The sequence below is a fragment of the Vibrio sp. 10N.286.51.E5 genome (genome assembly GCF_041469125.1).
In the GTDB taxonomy this organism is placed as follows: domain Bacteria; phylum Pseudomonadota; class Gammaproteobacteria; order Enterobacterales; family Vibrionaceae; genus Vibrio; species Vibrio crassostreae_C.
Genome location: NZ_JBFRJZ010000041.1, coordinates 13,381 through 31,146 on the forward strand (window position 1 = coordinate 13,381; position 17,766 = coordinate 31,146).

The following is a 17,766-nucleotide window of genomic DNA, read 5'->3' on the forward strand; positions in this document are numbered from 1 at the left end:
CCCATTGGGAGCAATTTTTTTCATCTTCCATCTGTTACTGGTTCAAACTCAACCATGTCACCGCAGATGTCCCCCAGCGTGTACTCTTTTGTGTTTTATATTCTTTTACTCCACTTCCAATTCGATAGAGCAAGATCGCTTGGTCTTCAATATTTGATAGCTTATTACTCAAATCGCCATCACCAAACTGTGTGATAACTTGATTGATGAAGTCGTTCAGTGCATCTGATTTCTGATTGATGTTGATGGCCACTATGTCACCTTCACTGAGTGTCGCAAGGTGTTCGTCCAAATCGGAATCGCGCCAAGTGGAAGGGTCAGCAAAACCATAACTATGATACTCAGCATTGGCACTCTTTCTGAGAAAGACTTGCAAGTTGCCAGTTGGTGCTTTCAACCGGTCCATCTCCAATGTTCGATCACATCGATTTGAATCGGCGTCTGAGCAAGTTCTCTGAACGACGTATCGCCAATCATGAGGTGAGTCGATCCAAGGGAATTCAATGCTAAAGTTCGCTATTTCTGCATCCGGAGTAAAATAGAAAATGGGTAAAGCTGTCCCTGTTTTATCAAGGTTGACCGTGATAGATACCGTATCACCTGGTGCGGCAATCTTATCACCAACCATCATGTCATAGGTGTTACTGGCATCAGCGGTGATTAAAGCCTCATGTGGGCCTTCCACTAAATTTCCTTCACCACTTTCAAGTGCTGGAATGGTGACTAGTGTGTGAGGCGTATTGTCCAAATTAAGCAGCTGCACATCAGAGGTGATAATTTCGAAGTTTTGGTTCAAGTAGTCATTGTTTGTCGAGGGTATAACCTGAATATCGAATGTCCCTGCATTGTACGTCTTGAGTCCATCGCTTGTTTCGAAGGTGATGTCGTGATGCATGCCAAGATCATCGTCAGTTGGATTCATTTCAATGACACCCAACTCATTTAATCGCATGAAGTTAGGCTTATTGATTATATTCACGACCGGTTTACCGTCAGTCCTTGTTGATTTAATTTGGGTGAAGACATTCTTTATTTGACCAGACACAAGGTGTGGAGGCAAGGTGAAGGAAGTGCCGCTTGATCGTACATTTACATCGACATTGCCGTCAGTAAACAAGTTCGATTCGTCAGTCACTCTGTATTTAAATGTCTGAATGCCATCATGGTCAGGTGATGGGGTATAAGTAAAGGTACACGGGGGAGTCATCGTCACAGTACCATAATAAGGCTGTTGGCTTACCATGCAGCTGTGGCTATCCGTTGTGTTCCTATCCGTCCATGTGCCAGTTATCGTAAAAGGCACACCTTGAGAGATATCCCCTGTTTTGTGTTCAGCTATAGGTGGATATAGTTGCTGAATGGAATTGTAACGCACCTTCCCTTGTGACCAGTTAAAAAAGCCGAAGTATCCCGGAGCTACGGTCAGGTTATTGACATCAAATATTGTCGCGCCATCTAACTTGGTCACAATCCTATTGGGAAACAGCTGCATTTCAAATTGATAGGGCTGGCCGTGCATCCACTCTACGTTTCGTTTTTTGCCTAAGATTGTATTTTTGCCTTGTTCGACATCATGAACTGTCCACCCATAATCGCTCATCTGATCTAGGGTGCCATCGAAGTAAATCAAGCTGAAACCACTGTCTGCAGAGGTCGGTAGCTTTTTCCAAGAGAACAGGTAAAAGCCACCAGCAGTAGGATCGCCGTAAATGAAACCGATATAGTCATCATCACCGGCTCCTGTATCAACCTGTATGATCCCTTTGAAGGTTCGATACTCATACTTGTTGGCACTCATAAACGCGGTAGGCGCACCATTAATGCTTTGATACACGCTTTGACCATCTGCACTTACCGCCCAGTTTCCCGAAGCCGCTGCGCCGTACTGCTTCCAAGTGTGGAGGTTTACTCGGTCAGATTCCGCGTGTGCAACACCGACAGTCATCAGTAAGTGCATGACCATGCCAGAAAGGATGTTCCTTGGATTGAATTTCATGGCTTGTTCCTCTTATCAATGAATCGGTGAACCCGCGCTTTCGCTGACATCATCCTCAAGTTCGGTTTGCAAACGAGCCAGAGAAAACTCACAAATATCAATTAAATCTGCATCATCATTAAATTTCGCGACCGATAAAATGCTGCTTATGAGCAATTGGCGCAAATGCAGGGGCGTATCATCGGTGACACCTAAAACCTTTAATGCCGCCACTAACCGGACAGCACTATTGGTTTCTGTGTTGGTCGAAGTCGTATTTGTAATCATCATTTACTCCAGTTTTCTTTTGCTGCGAACGCTGTGGGAAACGTGCGTATTCGGGGCTGTGCCATGGCACTAAACCGCAGAAAATTTCAATGCCAACCCAAAATCACGGGTTTAGATTGGCTACGTAAGCTGAGGATATCTCAGTGTCGAACCAAGAAATTCAAATAAGCAGGGCTATATCAGCGATTAAATTGATACGACTATGAGATTGGCGTGACGTTTACCGAGCTGTCGGTCCCTGAAACGATGCTTTGTCAATTAAGGTGCGATATTGGCTTCGCTAATTTCTAAAAGGAGAGAATGGGGCGTGTATAAATGAACTGAACCAATCAGTCAGCATAAATAAGGTACATTATGAACAACAACATGAAGAACTTTAACTTTAGAATTACGTGCATTGGTTTGATACTAATGCTGTGTTGCGGTCTGTCATTTTTTTTCCAAGCCGCAGTAAATGGCTACCCACTATTTGAATTCATTGCCGAAGTAGCTTTACGAAACAATCTTCCGCAAGATGTTAAAAATCTCGCGATGCTTCAATTACTTCCAACTGTCGGTGGCATATTGTTAGCTATCGGTGGTACGAAAAAGATGATCGCTGAGAAAAAGACTGCCGAATCGTCTGACGTCGAAGAGCAAGCATAAGTTAAGTGGTTAGGGACCTCATAAACCGCATTATGAGGTCTTGCTTATCCAAAATTCACCATCGCAAGGACCGACGAAAGGAATGGCTTCGCCACTGTTTAGGTACGAGTCTTCGCGTGATTCTCTTGGAGAGACAACGCAATGGTAAGTAATTGGAGATAAGCTAATAAAGAAACCAAGTTTCATAGGTCTAGATTGTCGATCCCAATATACTCGGCTGCGATATTGGTGACCTGTTTGTCTCCTATACACTATATCTTCGCGACCAAAGTAGTTCACTAACTCTTGCGTGCTTACTTTTAAAGAGAGTGTTACTGGAGCTAACGAAACGGTAGCGGTACTGAACCCAAGGTCAATTAAATCCTTTCGCATGTCGTTATAGTTTTGAATGTCGCGTTCCGGTGTATCGCTATATTTACCTCGTACTAAGCTCACTTCGTCAGAGCTCGTGATGAGATTCGAAGAGTGCGCAACGTTTTTGTAAACACCGATACGCGTAGCATCAACTAAAAAAATAGGTTCACGAGAGCATCTTTTTTCCGAAAGTGTCAAAGATTGATGAAGGTCGTAAATTTCTTTGGCTTGTTTCTGAAGTTTATTGAACAGGCTTTGATCGCCATTGACGTGACCTATCCAGCGAATATGTTGAGGTTTGGTCAGACGAAGGTGACCCGACTCGGTAAATTCTTCAGTGTATTTTGGATAGCAATGTGAACCAAAGGACTCAACTTCATTTGTGGAAGAGAGTACATCGTCGAAGAACTGCTCTTCTAATTCGAAGAAGCGTACCCAATCAGCGTTGCGGTTTGTCATTCTGGAAAACTCTTAGATAACGTATTATGTTATTGTATACAATTATTGGTTAAATACAAAATGGGCCTTGTATGACGAATAAATTGCCAGTAGCGCATCAAGAATGCGTCGAGGAAAAGGCGTTAGGCACTTAAAGGAGCTCAACTCATGCAAGAACTATGGTTATTGGTGATCTTCTATATCACATTTGGGTTTTGGGTTGGATGCGGCACCGCTCCCGCAATTCTCGTATGGATTAAGAACCCACACGAAAGTTCTTTGTGGAAGATTTGGGCTGTCACGTACAGTTTGGCGCAAGGGCCAATTGGGTTGCTTTCCATCAAAAACTGGAATATGGACTAAAGGTTATGCGTATGTCTATTGGAAGCGGTTATAAGAGGCTTACAGTCGCCTTTACTCTCTTAGTCGTCATGAAGTATGTCGAACCTGTTTCTTCACTTTTAAATGTCACCCCAAACTCTCTAGCCGATATTTCACTATTTCTATGCGCGGTATGTGTGCTCTCTATTTGGATACAGAGAAAGTTAGTTAACGACCGTATCTAACATCATCCGGTGACACTTTTTCCGCGATGTCTAAAAGTATAGCGACTACCGTTCTTTGAACATCTTGCTTTTGCTCTTCAAGAGTAGAGCCAAATAAACTGATCTTTCTATCGATACCCGTTGCGATGGCATAGCCAGCTGATGGGTAGAGCACGATATTAAACGCGTCACTAATTTTAAGTTCGTGAGTGCCGTCATCCAAATTTGTCCATGAAATCATATCTCTCTCCTGTGCGCTAAGTGCATTGAAGTTCAAACAATAGCATCATCCAAAGTGGGTACACGGTAGTTTTGAGGGATATGTGAGAGAGTAATAAAGATTCATACTGAGTATTAAAGTATCATACTAAAATGGCAGCGATCGCAGTCGATACGCTGCCATTTCTAAATCGAAAATGCCCCATTATCAGTCAGAGTAAACACTCATTAACAAGCTGTTAATGCGTATTTGCCCTAAAAAATCTTATCCAATTGATGGTGGTTTAGACCACCACCCGATGGATTGTTGTTCGGTGATGATAGCATCCAATTTGTCTTTGTCCTTGAAGATAGAAATAGCTGTGTTAAATGGACGTATTGAGCAAGTTATTCCAAACTCAGCATTGGCTGCTTTGTGTAGCTTGACGGCACCGCATCGTCCGAGTGAAAGCCATAATCTATAAATACTCTCTAACTGCTTCCATACACGCATTGCCATAGGGTTGTTAGTTGTACTAGGATTTTCCCATGGTAGCCTACCTTTCATATGTGAGTTTTCTGACATCAATTCTCTAGTTATATTTGTGAAAGACTTACCAAGATTGGCTGCTGCAATTTTCTTTTTGGCTGTATCTGTATGAGGGATACCACTTCTACCACCTTTCCTTCGAGTAATTCCCGCCTGCTCCAATGCATACTGTACTGCCGTTGCACTACATCCAAGTTTTTCGCTAATCTGCTTTAAGGTCTTGCCTTTTTGATATTCAGTAATAGCAATGGTGCTCTCAACCTCATCTAGTCTAGCGTTTGCTTTACCCACTCCTTTGAACTGCGTATTGCAATAAAATTGCATAGCGTTACGTGCAGCCTGTTCATTACATCCAAATGCCGCAGCTATTTCTCGACCAGTCATCCCTTGGCAATACATATCGTCAGCCTTTTTAGCTTGCTCCTCGGTTAAGAGTAATCTTCGTCTAATACTTTCATTTCGTGCTTTACCGTAATCTTGTGGAGATACTATTACTCCGTCCACATTCACCATACGCCACCAAGCAAAGTAGGCTTGGTTGTCGCTCGGATTAGCTTTTGCAAACAGGCCATGAGCCTCACAGTGCTCTTGATTGGTCAGGTATACAATGTTACTACCATCATCACTACCACCCATATACTGTGGAATGATGTGATGCTGTATATACCCACTGATTCGTTGGCTATTATATCTCTCAGGTTGACCACGTTTAGCTATCGCCTTGTCTATAATACTGTCGTACTTTGTCAAATATTGGTTCATCATAAGGATAATAACTAAACGTAGTAAGCTTCATAATGTGGATGGTCATTTGTGCGAATTGCTTCATCAATGATATCCCAAACCCCTTGTAATTGTGCTTGTAGGGCATCTGGTAGTTCAACACCAAAGGATATAGATTGTGCATGACTTCTTTCGTTTATGAACTCATAGAGTGTTGTCGCCTTAGCTGAAGAATTATCTATACCATTTAATAAATGCTTCTCTAAAAAACTGTTGTTATTAGCTCGGAATGGTTTATTGAACCTGAACGTAAAATAAACTTCTAATATCTTTCGTACGTATGCTTGAACTGCTACAGCATCAAATTGCTCAGGGTTCCTTACTGCTTCTTTGATTTTGGCTATCAAGTAAGCATATTCAGATTTGTGGTCTTTTAGATTTTTAGGTAACTGTTCCACGGTTGAAGCATTTTGCTTACGATTTACCAAATAGAACTCAGCACGTTTAGGTTTAACTACATCACCGTCACGTTTTACTAGTTTATAATAATCAAACCATGTCTTCACCAAATTGAAAAACTCAAAATTATGCGTTGATATGAACAACTGCTCAACTTTGTCATGGTTCAACTTGTCTTTGATAATACCAAGAACATTGTAGATATGGTTCGAATCTAAACTACATATCGGGTCATCTAAGTACACAATTGGCTTCGCGTCCTTCAAGGATTCATCTTCTAGTTCAGTAATGAAATAGGCAAAGGCAATTGCTGTACGTTCACCATCAGATAGATGTTTTGCTGGTCTTCCTTCACGCATGAACTGGTAAGTTTCACCAACAGGTTGAATCTCGATATCTGTTTTACCAAAATAAAGGCTAAGGTTATCGTTCAGGTTGTCAGCACCTTGTTTAACATTCCGAAGGGCTGCTTTGATTTCCATTACACGACCTTTTAGCCGTAGTAAATTACCCTCTGATTCGCCTTGTTTTTGTTGTAGTTCAACAACCGTTTCGTAAGCTTTAATTTGGTCATATTCCATGGTTTCTACGTAAACAAAGTGCCGTTTTATTGCATCACGGGCTACTGTTTGTTCTTTATTGTGTTCTCTTGATCGTCTGTTGTGTTCACCTATTGGAATATTGAATTGCTCAAGTAGTTTAGAAGCGATAGGCATTTGGTAATCCGATTGCAAAAATGGAACAACTTCTTCCATACGGCTGCGCTTATCTTCTAACACCTCTAGCAGACGATTTTTTAGCCGTTCAACCTGTTCTTCTAGTACAGGGATCTGTTCTACCAATTGTTCGAAGTTGGTAATTAGATCAGGGTATAAACTTGTAGCTTTTGGGACAGAATGCCCCAACTTTATGCTTCCTACTTGTTTGATCGCAGCACTGATTTTTTGAGAAAGTGCTTTGTAAGAATCTGAAAAATAAGCATTTAGCTCATCTAGCCTCACTTGTTCCAATGGGCTTTTACAGAATTGACAAGTTTTTGCTTTACCGTGATGCTTGATACCGTCTTCGACCCACTGACGGAGTCCAACATTGGCTTCTAACTCTTCTATGGTTGTTCGGGTAACAGACTCAGCCAGAATTGTCTGAATTTGGTCTAGTAAGGCTGCTGTGTTTGGTACTTTAATGAACGCATTACTTACGGGTTCTGATTTTTGTGAACGGGCAGTTTCTTCGAGTTGTAACCGTTCTTTATCAGTTTTCAGATCTTGAGATGAAACCTGAGGTAATAGTGTCCTTACACCACGGATGTCAAATTTAGAGTTACCGAGAATGCTTAAGGTGTTAACCAACTTAGCAACATCTTGAAGGCGTTTATTATTTTCTTTCTCTTTGCTTTCAGCCAAATCTTTTAGTGATTCCCACGTTCCTTGTTCCGCTGGGATTAGTGTTTCTTCAAGATGTTTAAGTTCATCTTCTAATTCAATATTACGTTCACCAACCATGAGCACTGGGTTCACGCTCGAATCTACAAAATTAACGTTGTCTTTGATGTAATCAGAATTGAAGACACGAAGGTTGGCTATAGGCGTTAACGTAGCACTTGATACCGCCTCTCCTTCATAACGATCAACCACAAAACTCGCAGTAGTAAAGTCTTCATGAACGAGTCCTTGCTGCATAGCTCTGAAGATACGTGAAAGAGTAGTCTTTCCTGAATAGTTAAAGCCATATATCAGATTAAATTGTAGGAATGGCTGACCAGCATTCATTTTGGTGTCTTTGAAGATACCGAAGTTCTTTATTGATTTTATGTTCTTAAACATCAAGTTATCCCGACTAATATAATAGGGATACTATACCAGTTTCATTTCATAATTTGTTGCGTGTTGTCCTTTTGTATAAAGGTATCTGTACGCTCATGGAGGTTCAACCGTTATTGAACTACACCATCAGGGCTAGACAGTCCACTAAGCGACTTTCAAATACCAAAAGTCATCCGCAATTTTCAAATTTAAGTGATTACTCTAAGAAGGTTCTGCCCCATAACAAGCTAGAGCAGGAATGAGGCTATATTAAAGGTTTGTAATTTGACTTACTTTTCTTTATGCCTAGAGTTCTGACTATGTGGCCAAATTTACTAATCCACAACACATATACTTATGAAAATACACGGCCATTAAAAGAGAGTATCAGTAGATACTCTCTTCAGATTGATCTTACCTCTCTGAAGGGTGAGTCCAGTCAAAAGCCTTTAATGGGGCATCAACTGGTGTATGAGATAATGCATTGGTGAAATTTGAAATAAGTTTGCAAGCTAGGCCTGTCAACACTTCAAGCGCATGCCGCTCTGTGTATCCTACCGTTAGAAAGTTCTGCAACTTTTCATCACCTATATGACCACGATTATCTAGTAGCTCTTTAGTAAAGACATGCAACGCTTGTAGTTTGACATCAGGTAACTCATTTCCTTCCCGTAGTGCTTCAATAATGCTTTCTGGCATATTAGCTGATTTCATGATCCACGTATGACCAGGAACGCAATAGTGACAGTTGTTTTCAAAGTTTGATGTCATCAGAACCACTTGAGCTTCGAGTGGACTGAATAGTGTACTTTGCGTGAATAACTCATAAGTCTTCAAATAAGCTTGATAAGTTGCAGGAGCATCTGCTAGCACTTTATGTAAATTTGGAATTAAACCAAGTGATTTTTTAGATTGCTCCATCATTTGCTTTGATGCTTCTGGTGCTGTTTCAATATTGTGGTAGTTAAACATAATAATTCTCTCGGTTTATTATTTATTAATGGTGAAAACGTTGCGTAAGGCTTGAGTTAATCGTTCTTCGCTTGCTCTTAGTCGATAGTCTTCAGATTGATCTATCCATTGGATGACACCATGTTCATCAATTAAGATCGATGTTGGGATAGACATTGATTTGTATTCAAATGAAGTAGGAAATGGCAGCCCTAATACTGTTTTTGTTTTAGACGAGTCAGCCCCTAAAGCCTTGTGGTGTTCAACGCCGTATTGTTTAACTACTTTGAGTTCTGGGTCTGACAAAAGAAGAAGATCTAAACTATCTCGTTCGATGTGCATTTTTGCTTGTTCTGCCGTATCTCCCGACAACGCAACGACCTTAACTCCATATCGATCCAGAGTCGGTTTCATATCGTTAAACATTTTTAATTCAGCACTACAGTATGGACACCAAGCACCTCGGTAAAACTTAAGTAGAACACGTTGATTTTTTAGGTCATCAGTCGAATAAATCTCGTTGTCATATGTGGTTGATTCGAATTGTGGGAACTTATCTCCAATTGCAACCTCAATATCACCTAGAGGAGTATCTTTTTGACTGAATACCCAAATGAATTTACCACCAAGAAATATGGAAAAGCTGGACATTAAGACAACGAAAACAAAGCTCCAATGCATATTTATAATCCCACTGATAATTGCACCTAGCCCCAAAAGGACACCTGCGGCAAGTGCTAGCATAAGGATGATAGGATTTTTGGGCGGCTTGTTCTTTTTTACTTTTAGAAAGTAATGCAAACTTCCAATCACCGTTGTGGAAAATCCAAGTAGTGATAGTGCTATAGCTGAATACATCGTTTGTTCCTCATTGTTTTGCTTAATTGTACTAGTTAGTACAATTGCAATTAATGTACTAACTAGTACAATAGGTGTCAATAAGAATTTTATGTAGTTGTATAGATAAATGGCAAAGAAAAGACAGTTTGACGAGATAGAAGTGCTTGGAGTTATGGCCAAATATTTTTGGCAGCATGGTTATGCGTCGACTAAGGTGGATCAATTATCGACCGTTACAGGATTAACGAAAACCAGTATTTACAACGCGTTTGGCAACAAAGAAACCGTGTTTAAATGTATAGTAGATTTCTATGTTGAGCATCACATGTCTGTGGTACTCAGGAAACTCGACTCAAATAAATCAATATCAGAGAATCTTCAATATTTATTTGATAGTGAGTTCTTAAATCCAGAGAATGATCTACTCACTTACGGCTGCTTAATTACAAACAGTATTGTTGAATTAAAATCAAACGAACCAGCCCTCTATGAGTATGTTATTAAGAAGTTTGAACAAGGTCGTATTGCAACACTGGCATTTTTTACTCAATATGAGAAAACAGAACGACTTATTGATGGTATAGATGCAGAGCATTTGACCGACTATTTCCTTACGTTTCGTCAAGGACTCAAAGTTCAATCAAGAGGGCAAAGACCACATGAATCTCTCGCTCGATCTATACATGCATTCATGCTTGTATTGAGTACATTTGAAAAATAGATTATGCGTAGACTATTCTCGAGCTTTAGCTTTGTTGTCGAGTTTTAGATGTCTAATGATTATGAGTGCAGCACCGTAGCAACACGATTCTAGTTGAGCCAATTATTTAATCGAGCAGGTAGACTGCTTTATCCTTATCGCAATACTATTGAATGGTGCCTTTAAATGAAAACAATAAAATATAATGGACGTATTGTTTTTCAAAAACAAGATATACCCAGTTTCAAACGTATGCCGCGCGTATTTGTAGACAGTGAAGCGTGTTTTGCGTTTGTCACAAATGGCGATTTTAACGTCAGGGAACAGACAGAATCTGCTTCATTGAACAAAAACTGCGGAATACTGGCAAAATGCACCAACTACTTTTATGAAAACACTAGCTATCATAATGATGAAGGTGCAGGTGAAGCGATTGGTATCCTTCTCTATCCTGAAATATTTCAGTCACTGTTTAACTTTGATATTAGCCAGTCAAAATACAGGGTCGATTATAATATTTTGCAGGTTGAAGTGGACAAATTGCTAGAGCACTATCGTGATAGCATCAGTATATTGCTGGATTCTCCAGAGTTGGCGGATGATTTGCTTATCGAGAGCAAACTACGTGAATTTGTCATTCTTATGGCGAAAAGAACCAGCGCACCTTCTGAACTCGATTTTCTTGCTTCTATGTTTAAACCTAACTTTGCCAAATTTGAAGATATTATCCAAAGTAATCTGTATGCGGATCTGAGTGTGGATGAGTTGGCAGCATTGTGTCATATGAGTGTTTCTACTTTTAAACGTAAGTTTAAAGAGGTGTATTCAGAACCCCCAATAAAATACATTACCAAATTAAAAATCAACAAAGCTAAAGTGTTACTGAAAGATAATAGCTTACGTATCTCCGACATCGTTTTTGAAACGGGTTTCGAGTCGATTTCCACGTTTAACCGTGCCTTTAAAGGACAAACAGGCCTATCCCCTTCTCAATTTCGTTTAACCTGACACCAACGCATTTTAACCTTTCCATTCAGGTTGGCTCGTTTGAACTAATGTGAGCAATTTTTGAACTTTTATGGAGAGCCCTGTACCTCCAAATTCCATATAGTTACCCCATCAACTAAACACAGAGAAAGGTAACGAATTATGGGTATCAGCTTTAAAGAAAAATATGGTGATTGGGCACTTATCACAGGGGCAACATCAGGCATTGGCGCAGAAATGGCAAGCCAGATTGCAGCAAAAGGATTGAACGTTGTTTTGGTCGCTCGTCGAGAAAAAGAGCTTGAAGAGCAAGCTACGTTGCTTACGGAACGCTACGGAATTAAAGCAACGACCGTTTCTGCTGACTTAAGTACGTCAGAAGGCGTCGAAAAAGTTAAGCAAATTGACAAAAGTATTGGGCTACTTGTACTAGCCGCTGGTATTGAAGTTAATGGTTCGTTTGCTAAATCATCTCTAGAGCAAGAGTTGAAGATGATACAGCTTAATGTTACCTCTGTGTTGCAACTGACTCACCACTTTACACCAACAATGATCGAAAGAAAAAGAGGCGGTATTTTAATGGTATCAAGTCTTTCTGGTCATATGGTTTCCCCATATTTTTCAAATTATGCAGGTACCAAAGCCTACGTTCTTCAGCTAGGTGCATCTCTTCATGGCGAACTTAAACCCAAAGGTATTGATGTAACGGTTCTTTCTCCTGGGTTAACAACTACACCGATGACAGCTGATAATGGTGTTGACTGGTCAAAATTACCAATGGTTGCAAAAGATCCAGCGGAAGTAGCAGAAATAGCTATCAATGGTTTGGGTAGAAAAGCAGTTGTGGTTCCAGGTAAACGTAATCGAATGACCGCTATTCTTTCTGGGATCATCCCCCACCAAAAGCAGGCAATAATGGGTGAATCAATGATTGGAAAAGCAATGCCCAAGAACAAAATGTAACCCCCAACAGTTTAAAACTTTAGTGAAAGAAAAAGGAAAAAAGCAATGATTAAAGTATACGTAATATACCCAAATAACGATGATGTGATTTTTGATTTTGATTATTACTGCAACAAACATGTTCCTATGATAGGAGAGCTTCTGGGAGACGCACTAAAAGGGGCGACAGTAGATGCAGGGTTAGCAAGTGTTGTTCCTAGTGAAGCAGCGGCATATGTGGCGATTAGTACAATTTCATTTGAATCTATAGAGTCATTTCAAACGGCATTTGGCCCAAATGCAGACAAGATAAAAGCTGATGTACCGAACTTCACTAATACCGTTCCATCAATTCAGCTTTGTGAGCAAAAAATATAGAACCGCAACTCTCTACGGTGAAAATGAGCAGGATACCGAATAATAAACAATTTGGGTTCTGCTTAGTGTTATTTAATGAAAAAATTGAAGCTAAACGCTTGATAAAAAGAGTTAAATATGAATATGAAAATCAAATTGGATATTGTGTCAGATGTGATTTGTCCTTGGTGTATTATCGGTTATAAGCGTTTAAATACCGCGATAAAAGAGCTTGGTATAGAAGATCGCATTGAGATTGAGTGGCAACCTTTTCAGTTAAATCCAGATATGCCGCTTGAAGGTGAAGACCTACGTGCCCACCTTAAAAGGAAGTACGGTACTACATTAGAAGATAGCATTCGTTTCAGAAAAGAGATGACAGAGCTTGGAGAAGACGTTGGGTTTAAATTCGACTACTTTGACGGACTAAAAGCTGTAAATACCCTTGATGCTCATATTCTTCTGGAGCATGCAAAAAGTGTAGGCAAGCAAACCGAGCTTAAAAATCGGTTATTTGCTTCGTTTTATAGCGAGCAAAAAGATATATCCAGCAAGAGTACCCTCGAGCAAGAGTTGCAAAGTCTTGGTATTAATGTTGACGAAGCAATGCAATGCCTAGATGACGATAATATGCGAAGTCATGTCCAGTCGCTGGAACAGAAATGGAAGCAAGCGGGTATATCAGGTGTTCCAACAGTTGTATTCAATCGCGAGAGCGCTATTTCTGGAGCCCAATCAGTGGATACGTATAAGCAAGTATTAACTGAATTAGCTAAAGTGTAATTCCTGCATCCCTCTAAAACGGACTTTTGCAATATTTTGGCGGTCTGAAAAAGGCAACGGTCTATATGAAACATAGAGAGCTTGAAGTCTACCTTCATCATCATATACCAGTATCAAAGTCTCTCGGTATCTGTGTGAATACTTGTAGCAGCAAAAATATCGAGATTACTGCACCATTGAGAATGAATACCAACCACATGAATACGGTGTTTGGCGGCAGCTTATCTGTTGTTGGTATTTTGGCAGGTTGGTCTTTAGTTTATGCCCAGTTGGAGGGTAAAAAACATCAAATTGTTATTCAAGAAAATAGCATTCGATACCTGAAACCCGCCAGCAAAGATGTAACAGCAGTATGTAAATATGACAACCTTACGGCGTGGTCTCGGTTTCATCGTGCGTTTCAACGCAAGGGAAAAGGTCGTGTTCAAATAGCCTGCAATCTATTTTGTGCGGATGAGTTGGTTGCTACTTTTGAGGGAATATACGTCGTTTTTAATAAAGAGTAATAAGGTCAAAATGCAATGAAAACTAAAAACTTACGCAACCAATCCAGTTTGTCACGCCCGAACTCTTCAATTTCTTCCCAACCTTGACTCCCTGCAATCACAACGCTAATGGTAAGGAACAGAATATCTAAGAGTTTATTTACAACTTATCCTGATTGGCGTGTATCTTCAATGGCTACAAAGTATTTGAATAAATTGAGCTCAGACATGGTTGACTTGGTTTGTTATCAAAAAGAAGTATAAGATAAAAAACTTAGCTTAAGGTAAAGCTTCGTGATCTTGCCTTGTACTCTACGGCTAACGTTCACCGCTCGTTTTGTAGATAAAGAGGGCGAAACTAATTATAGATCTTTGATAATTTTGGATATTTTTTCTAATCAATATTAGTCGACTTAGACAGAGTACTCTAAATGATTCCTGTCCAGAAACGTGTTTGAATGGGGCCGATCAATCTGTGGATGCCCAAGACAACCAGTATGATACTTTATTACTCAGTTGTAGCGTGACTCAGACTTTGTAGTAGGAATTAGTATGAATCTTTATTTCTGGGTGAGTATCATTTAGAACGGTACAAACAGGGTTACTTGACTGCTTAGTATGAAACTTTATTCCTCTCCTACAGGATATGAAAAAAAAATTTTGCGATCTCGGAAAAATTAAGTAGGTTTAAATCAAAAGGAATACATTCTTATGTTAAAACCAACTTTCACGCTCTTAACTGATTACGTAATGAACGTCATCACGGTAGTTATTCAAACCCTGAAATACATCATTCCGACTCTGTGTATCTTACTCAGCTGTTATTTTGGTGATTATGTGTTCATAGTCGCAATGGGCGTCTCACTCGTACAGGCGAAAGCCATTAGAAACATCGCCTATGAAAAGATAGTGCTCGATGATCCGACGCACATGAACCTCTCTATGTTTCATTCCGAATATTGGCACCGTTTCTGTAAGACGGCCAAACTTATGACGAAGTTCTCTGTTTTTTATCTACTCTTGTTTGCACTTGATTCATTCAATTGGAACGACACCTTTATCAATAAAAATTATAGCGAGAACCTGGCCTTAGAGAATCTATGGCCTTGCTTATTATCGGGCTGGAACTATGCTCTTGTCCTATTGGTAGCGTTCATGACTTGGGTGATAATGACACCGATAAAATTAGTATTCGGTAGCACCGAGATATTGATGCTGGAGTGGTATCCGATCACTAATCGTTGGAAACATGCATCAGATATAACCCTCCATTTGGCAGACCCTTACAAACCAATAAAAGGCAAAAAAGACCAACTGATCAGAGAAATGACGATGTTTACTAGCGCATTGAATGGTAGTGGATTTTACTCACTCAGCGTCAACACACACGTAATTAGTGGGAAGTTATGGGAGCTACTAAAAATAACGTTAAGTGATGCAGTCATCGATGTGAACAAGAAACGTAAAAATTGGCTCGACTTCACCGTGTATAAAGTAGCTATCTACGTCAATCACTGTGGCCTCAAGGGAAAATCCTATCAACAGTATCGTGATCTTATAGGTAAGCAGAGGTTTGAGAATAACCACATCGTAAAAATTCGCTTCAATGAAAAGCCGATAAAGCGAGAGTCGGTCCTGATTAAATAGCGTGTATTAAAAGGCTCTCATTGTTAGATCCTTATTCATACATCAATTTGTCGAAGTCTTTGAGAATCGTCATACCGTAGCTGGTCAATGACAGCCAACGAGGACGTCTTCCTGAAACGGGATCAATTCCCATTGCTATTAAGTCATATCTCGTCATATTCGTGACGTTGAAAATTGGAAGAGAGGATTTCTTGTTGGCATGTTTAACCAAGTCACTGAGAAATTGATACGAATCCTTACCATCTCTATTGACCCCGTAGAGCTCTGCTATCTCGGTCATAATATTGCCATTTCGAGTGGCATCAATCAGTACGAATGTGGACAGGGAAACATCATATTTGTTTGCTAGGACACGAGACACGTATTGAAGACCACCAGGTTTGAGCTGCTTAGACATCTGTTAACTTCCTGAAATTTCGATATAACAATAGATAGCCTTAGTAATATCTAATATTCCGCTACTAACAGCAACACACAATACCGGTTGAACCACAACCTTGTGATGACAATGTGCTTAATAGAACACATCGATGTTGTATATCTAATCCAAAGCCAATTGAAGGAACTGAGATATGCAAACGAAGCAAGGCGAACTGACATTTAATACTGGTAGAGGTTATGCACCTGATGGACAAAGAATTCATGCGACTATTATCGATGATACTGAAGTAACACTTCGTGTGCGATTTTCCGATAAAACGCGTGGGATAGATGGCGAAGTACAAGTGCTTGAATTCACCGAGACTGCCATTATGCGTGAGTATGATTCCGGTAACTATACAGAGGTGTAATGGCCATGAATACAACAACACCAAGTAAGGTTCACAACAAGATGAGCACTCAAGAGATGGCCGCATATATGTTGGAGTCGGGAGTGCATTACACTGCTGCAAGTTTATCAAAAGAGTTGGGTATACCTCTAGCCAATGCATCTGGAAACTTATATAACATAATAACCGGGAAAAAGTATGAGACTGATTTAGTAGGTAAGCCAGTCACCGTAAAAGTCGTGGATATACGTGGACTTAAAAAGGGGCAGCGTTTGTGGTCCCAGATTCTATCGGGCTGCTGGTCTTAGTGACAATGTAACGTAAATAAATAGAGAACGTTATGATGGGGATTATTCGCAGTTCAATGTATTTGGTTGTTTTACTTGCTTCGTTTTCATCACTGGGAAATGAAATGTGGCGTGGGTTGGTAGTTAAGGAAGAGCATCGATGTTCACCATACGATAAGAAAAGCCAATACCCATATCCCGCTTCAGTAGAGTCAGCGATAGTCGATAGTATGGGAGGTCAGATTTATGGCCCTTATACTGGCACCTACTACCAATCAACTTCAGAGACAGACATCGAACATATCATTGCAGCCAGTGAAGGGCATGACAGTGGACTCTGTGCGGCAAGCCCTGAAACAAGAAAAGCATTTGCAACAGATCTATTGAACTTGACCCTAGCATCCCCAGCTGTGAACCGTTTTAGTTCTACTGGAAAATGTGGCTTGGACGCTGGCGAGTGGTTGCCGCCAAGAAACCAATGTTGGTTCGCGTTGCGTGTCATTGAGATAAAAACTAAGTATGGCCTTAGTGTAAATCCAGTCGAAGCGAACACGTTGGAGAGTGTTATCAATAATTGCCCGTCTTTTGAAATGGTGTTCTATGCACCTGCTGGAAGCGCTCCAACTAAATACGTCACCCAATCTACGGGGCATGCGTTGTCCTTGTATGATGACAACAACAACGGACGTATCACTTGTGCCGAAGCTCGAAATCATGGGATTGCACCAGTAACGGCTCATGACCCGGCATACGCATTCATGTCTGACCGAGACGGGGATGGTGTTGTGTGCGAGTAAACGATTTATTGCTGGCGAGACTGAAGTTTTGCCAGCGTTCTCTTTGATAACTTCCGACCCACAAAAACAAACAACCCCAAACAGACTAGACCTACGCCAGCACCATAGTCATTGAAAATGTGGACTAAAGCTAACCAAGCGAAAAATAGTACAACAACTAATATTGCAAACCTTACTAATGGCATAGTGACCTCTTAACTTTCCCTTTGATTTAAATAGGTGAAACCTAAATATACACAATAT

Annotated in this window: 22 protein-coding genes; 12 read left to right on the forward strand and 10 right to left on the reverse strand. The window is 40.3% G+C overall.

The window, feature by feature from the left end; genetic code table 11:
- Positions 1 to 34: 34 nt before the first annotated feature.
- Together AB4161_RS14805 and AB4161_RS14810 are read right to left on the reverse strand one after the other, a co-directional pair.
- The gene (locus AB4161_RS14805; protein ID WP_372083539.1) at positions 35 to 1,996 is read right to left on the reverse strand and encodes an Ig-like domain-containing protein; all 1,962 of its coding nucleotides are present in this window, start codon (positions 1,994 to 1,996) and stop codon (positions 35 to 37) included.
- 15 nt (positions 1,997 to 2,011) lie between these two features.
- The gene (locus AB4161_RS14810) at positions 2,012 to 2,263 is read right to left on the reverse strand and encodes a hypothetical protein (protein WP_154723908.1); all 252 of its coding nucleotides are present in this window, start codon (positions 2,261 to 2,263) and stop codon (positions 2,012 to 2,014) included.
- 354 nt (positions 2,264 to 2,617) lie between these two features.
- Here AB4161_RS14810 and AB4161_RS14815 point away from each other — a divergent pair, with 354 nt between their 5' ends.
- Positions 2,618 to 2,908, forward strand: coding sequence for a hypothetical protein (locus AB4161_RS14815; RefSeq protein ID WP_136987166.1), 291 nt, complete (start codon positions 2,618 to 2,620; stop codon positions 2,906 to 2,908).
- A gap of 30 nt (positions 2,909 to 2,938) precedes the next feature.
- Here the strand turns inward: AB4161_RS14815 and AB4161_RS14820 are convergent, their stop codons facing one another.
- Positions 2,939 to 3,721 (reverse strand): hypothetical protein, encoded by a 783-nt coding sequence (locus AB4161_RS14820; protein ID WP_372083540.1) that lies wholly within the window; start codon positions 3,719 to 3,721, stop codon positions 2,939 to 2,941.
- Positions 3,722 to 3,868: 147 nt separating this feature from the next.
- Here AB4161_RS14820 and AB4161_RS14825 point away from each other — a divergent pair, with 147 nt between their 5' ends.
- Positions 3,869 to 4,063 (forward strand): hypothetical protein, encoded by a 195-nt coding sequence (locus AB4161_RS14825; protein WP_136987165.1) that lies wholly within the window; start codon positions 3,869 to 3,871, stop codon positions 4,061 to 4,063.
- Between the two features lie 186 nt (positions 4,064 to 4,249).
- Here the strand turns inward: AB4161_RS14825 and AB4161_RS14830 are convergent, their stop codons facing one another.
- The 5 genes from AB4161_RS14830 to AB4161_RS14850 all read right to left on the reverse strand — a co-directional run bounded on the left by AB4161_RS14830 (position 4,250) and on the right by AB4161_RS14850 (position 9,786).
- Positions 4,250 to 4,486, reverse strand: coding sequence for a hypothetical protein (locus AB4161_RS14830; RefSeq protein ID WP_136987164.1), 237 nt, complete (start codon positions 4,484 to 4,486; stop codon positions 4,250 to 4,252).
- A 243-nt stretch (positions 4,487 to 4,729) separates the two neighbouring features.
- The gene (locus AB4161_RS14835) at positions 4,730 to 5,758 is read right to left on the reverse strand and encodes a hypothetical protein (protein ID WP_372083541.1); all 1,029 of its coding nucleotides are present in this window, start codon (positions 5,756 to 5,758) and stop codon (positions 4,730 to 4,732) included.
- An 11-nt stretch (positions 5,759 to 5,769) separates the two neighbouring features.
- Positions 5,770 to 7,998: an AAA family ATPase gene (locus AB4161_RS14840; RefSeq protein WP_372083542.1), complete on the reverse strand. Its 2,229-nt coding sequence runs from the start codon at positions 7,996 to 7,998 to the stop codon at positions 5,770 to 5,772.
- 393 nt (positions 7,999 to 8,391) lie between these two features.
- Complete coding sequence (locus AB4161_RS14845; protein WP_055024802.1) at positions 8,392 to 8,949, reverse strand: carboxymuconolactone decarboxylase family protein; 558 nt, start codon at positions 8,947 to 8,949, stop codon at positions 8,392 to 8,394.
- Positions 8,950 to 8,967: 18 nt separating this feature from the next.
- Positions 8,968 to 9,786 carry a peroxiredoxin family protein gene (locus tag AB4161_RS14850; RefSeq protein ID WP_102319797.1) on the reverse strand — a complete coding sequence of 273 codons (819 nt, stop codon included), beginning with the start codon at positions 9,784 to 9,786 and terminating at the stop codon, positions 8,968 to 8,970.
- Between the two features lie 109 nt (positions 9,787 to 9,895).
- On the opposite strand from AB4161_RS14850, the gene AB4161_RS14855 reads away from it, so the two are divergent.
- The 6 genes from AB4161_RS14855 to AB4161_RS14880 all read left to right on the forward strand — a co-directional run bounded on the left by AB4161_RS14855 (position 9,896) and on the right by AB4161_RS14880 (position 14,043).
- Positions 9,896 to 10,489: a TetR/AcrR family transcriptional regulator gene (locus AB4161_RS14855; protein ID WP_102319796.1), complete on the forward strand. Its 594-nt coding sequence runs from the start codon at positions 9,896 to 9,898 to the stop codon at positions 10,487 to 10,489.
- 165 nt (positions 10,490 to 10,654) lie between these two features.
- On the forward strand, positions 10,655 to 11,476 hold the full coding sequence (locus AB4161_RS14860) for an AraC family transcriptional regulator (RefSeq protein WP_198589006.1): 822 nt from the start codon (positions 10,655 to 10,657) through the stop codon (positions 11,474 to 11,476).
- 141 nt (positions 11,477 to 11,617) lie between these two features.
- Positions 11,618 to 12,418 carry an SDR family NAD(P)-dependent oxidoreductase gene (locus tag AB4161_RS14865; protein WP_371985016.1) on the forward strand — a complete coding sequence of 267 codons (801 nt, stop codon included), beginning with the start codon at positions 11,618 to 11,620 and terminating at the stop codon, positions 12,416 to 12,418.
- Between the two features lie 45 nt (positions 12,419 to 12,463).
- Positions 12,464 to 12,775 carry an EthD family reductase gene (locus AB4161_RS14870; protein ID WP_102319794.1) on the forward strand — a complete coding sequence of 104 codons (312 nt, stop codon included), beginning with the start codon at positions 12,464 to 12,466 and terminating at the stop codon, positions 12,773 to 12,775.
- A 117-nt stretch (positions 12,776 to 12,892) separates the two neighbouring features.
- Positions 12,893 to 13,537, forward strand: a complete 645-nt coding sequence (locus AB4161_RS14875; protein WP_102319793.1) for a DsbA family oxidoreductase — start codon at positions 12,893 to 12,895, stop codon at positions 13,535 to 13,537.
- Between the two features lie 65 nt (positions 13,538 to 13,602).
- On the forward strand, positions 13,603 to 14,043 hold the full coding sequence (locus AB4161_RS14880; RefSeq protein ID WP_102319792.1) for a YiiD C-terminal domain-containing protein: 441 nt from the start codon (positions 13,603 to 13,605) through the stop codon (positions 14,041 to 14,043).
- A gap of 5 nt (positions 14,044 to 14,048) precedes the next feature.
- On the opposite strand, the gene AB4161_RS14885 is transcribed toward AB4161_RS14880, so the two are convergent.
- Positions 14,049 to 14,168, reverse strand: coding sequence for a transposase family protein (locus tag AB4161_RS14885; RefSeq protein WP_102319791.1), 120 nt, complete (start codon positions 14,166 to 14,168; stop codon positions 14,049 to 14,051).
- A gap of 565 nt (positions 14,169 to 14,733) precedes the next feature.
- On the opposite strand from AB4161_RS14885, the gene AB4161_RS14890 reads away from it, so the two are divergent.
- Positions 14,734 to 15,669, forward strand: a complete 936-nt coding sequence (locus AB4161_RS14890) for a hypothetical protein (protein ID WP_136987131.1) — start codon at positions 14,734 to 14,736, stop codon at positions 15,667 to 15,669.
- A gap of 31 nt (positions 15,670 to 15,700) precedes the next feature.
- On the opposite strand, the gene AB4161_RS14895 is transcribed toward AB4161_RS14890, so the two are convergent.
- Entirely contained in the window at positions 15,701 to 16,066 is a 366-nt protein-coding gene (locus AB4161_RS14895) for a hypothetical protein (protein WP_081231404.1), read from the reverse strand.
- Positions 16,067 to 16,241: 175 nt separating this feature from the next.
- On the opposite strand from AB4161_RS14895, the gene AB4161_RS14900 reads away from it, so the two are divergent.
- From AB4161_RS14900 to AB4161_RS14910, 3 genes are read left to right on the forward strand one after another with little or no spacing between them, the layout of a single operon-like run.
- Positions 16,242 to 16,460: a hypothetical protein gene (locus tag AB4161_RS14900; RefSeq protein WP_136987130.1), complete on the forward strand. Its 219-nt coding sequence runs from the start codon at positions 16,242 to 16,244 to the stop codon at positions 16,458 to 16,460.
- Positions 16,461 to 16,465: 5 nt separating this feature from the next.
- On the forward strand, positions 16,466 to 16,747 hold the full coding sequence (locus AB4161_RS14905; protein ID WP_133152255.1) for a hypothetical protein: 282 nt from the start codon (positions 16,466 to 16,468) through the stop codon (positions 16,745 to 16,747).
- A gap of 32 nt (positions 16,748 to 16,779) precedes the next feature.
- Positions 16,780 to 17,523, forward strand: coding sequence for an excalibur calcium-binding domain-containing protein (locus AB4161_RS14910; protein ID WP_372083543.1), 744 nt, complete (start codon positions 16,780 to 16,782; stop codon positions 17,521 to 17,523).
- The last annotated feature ends 243 nt before the right edge of the window (positions 17,524 to 17,766 follow it).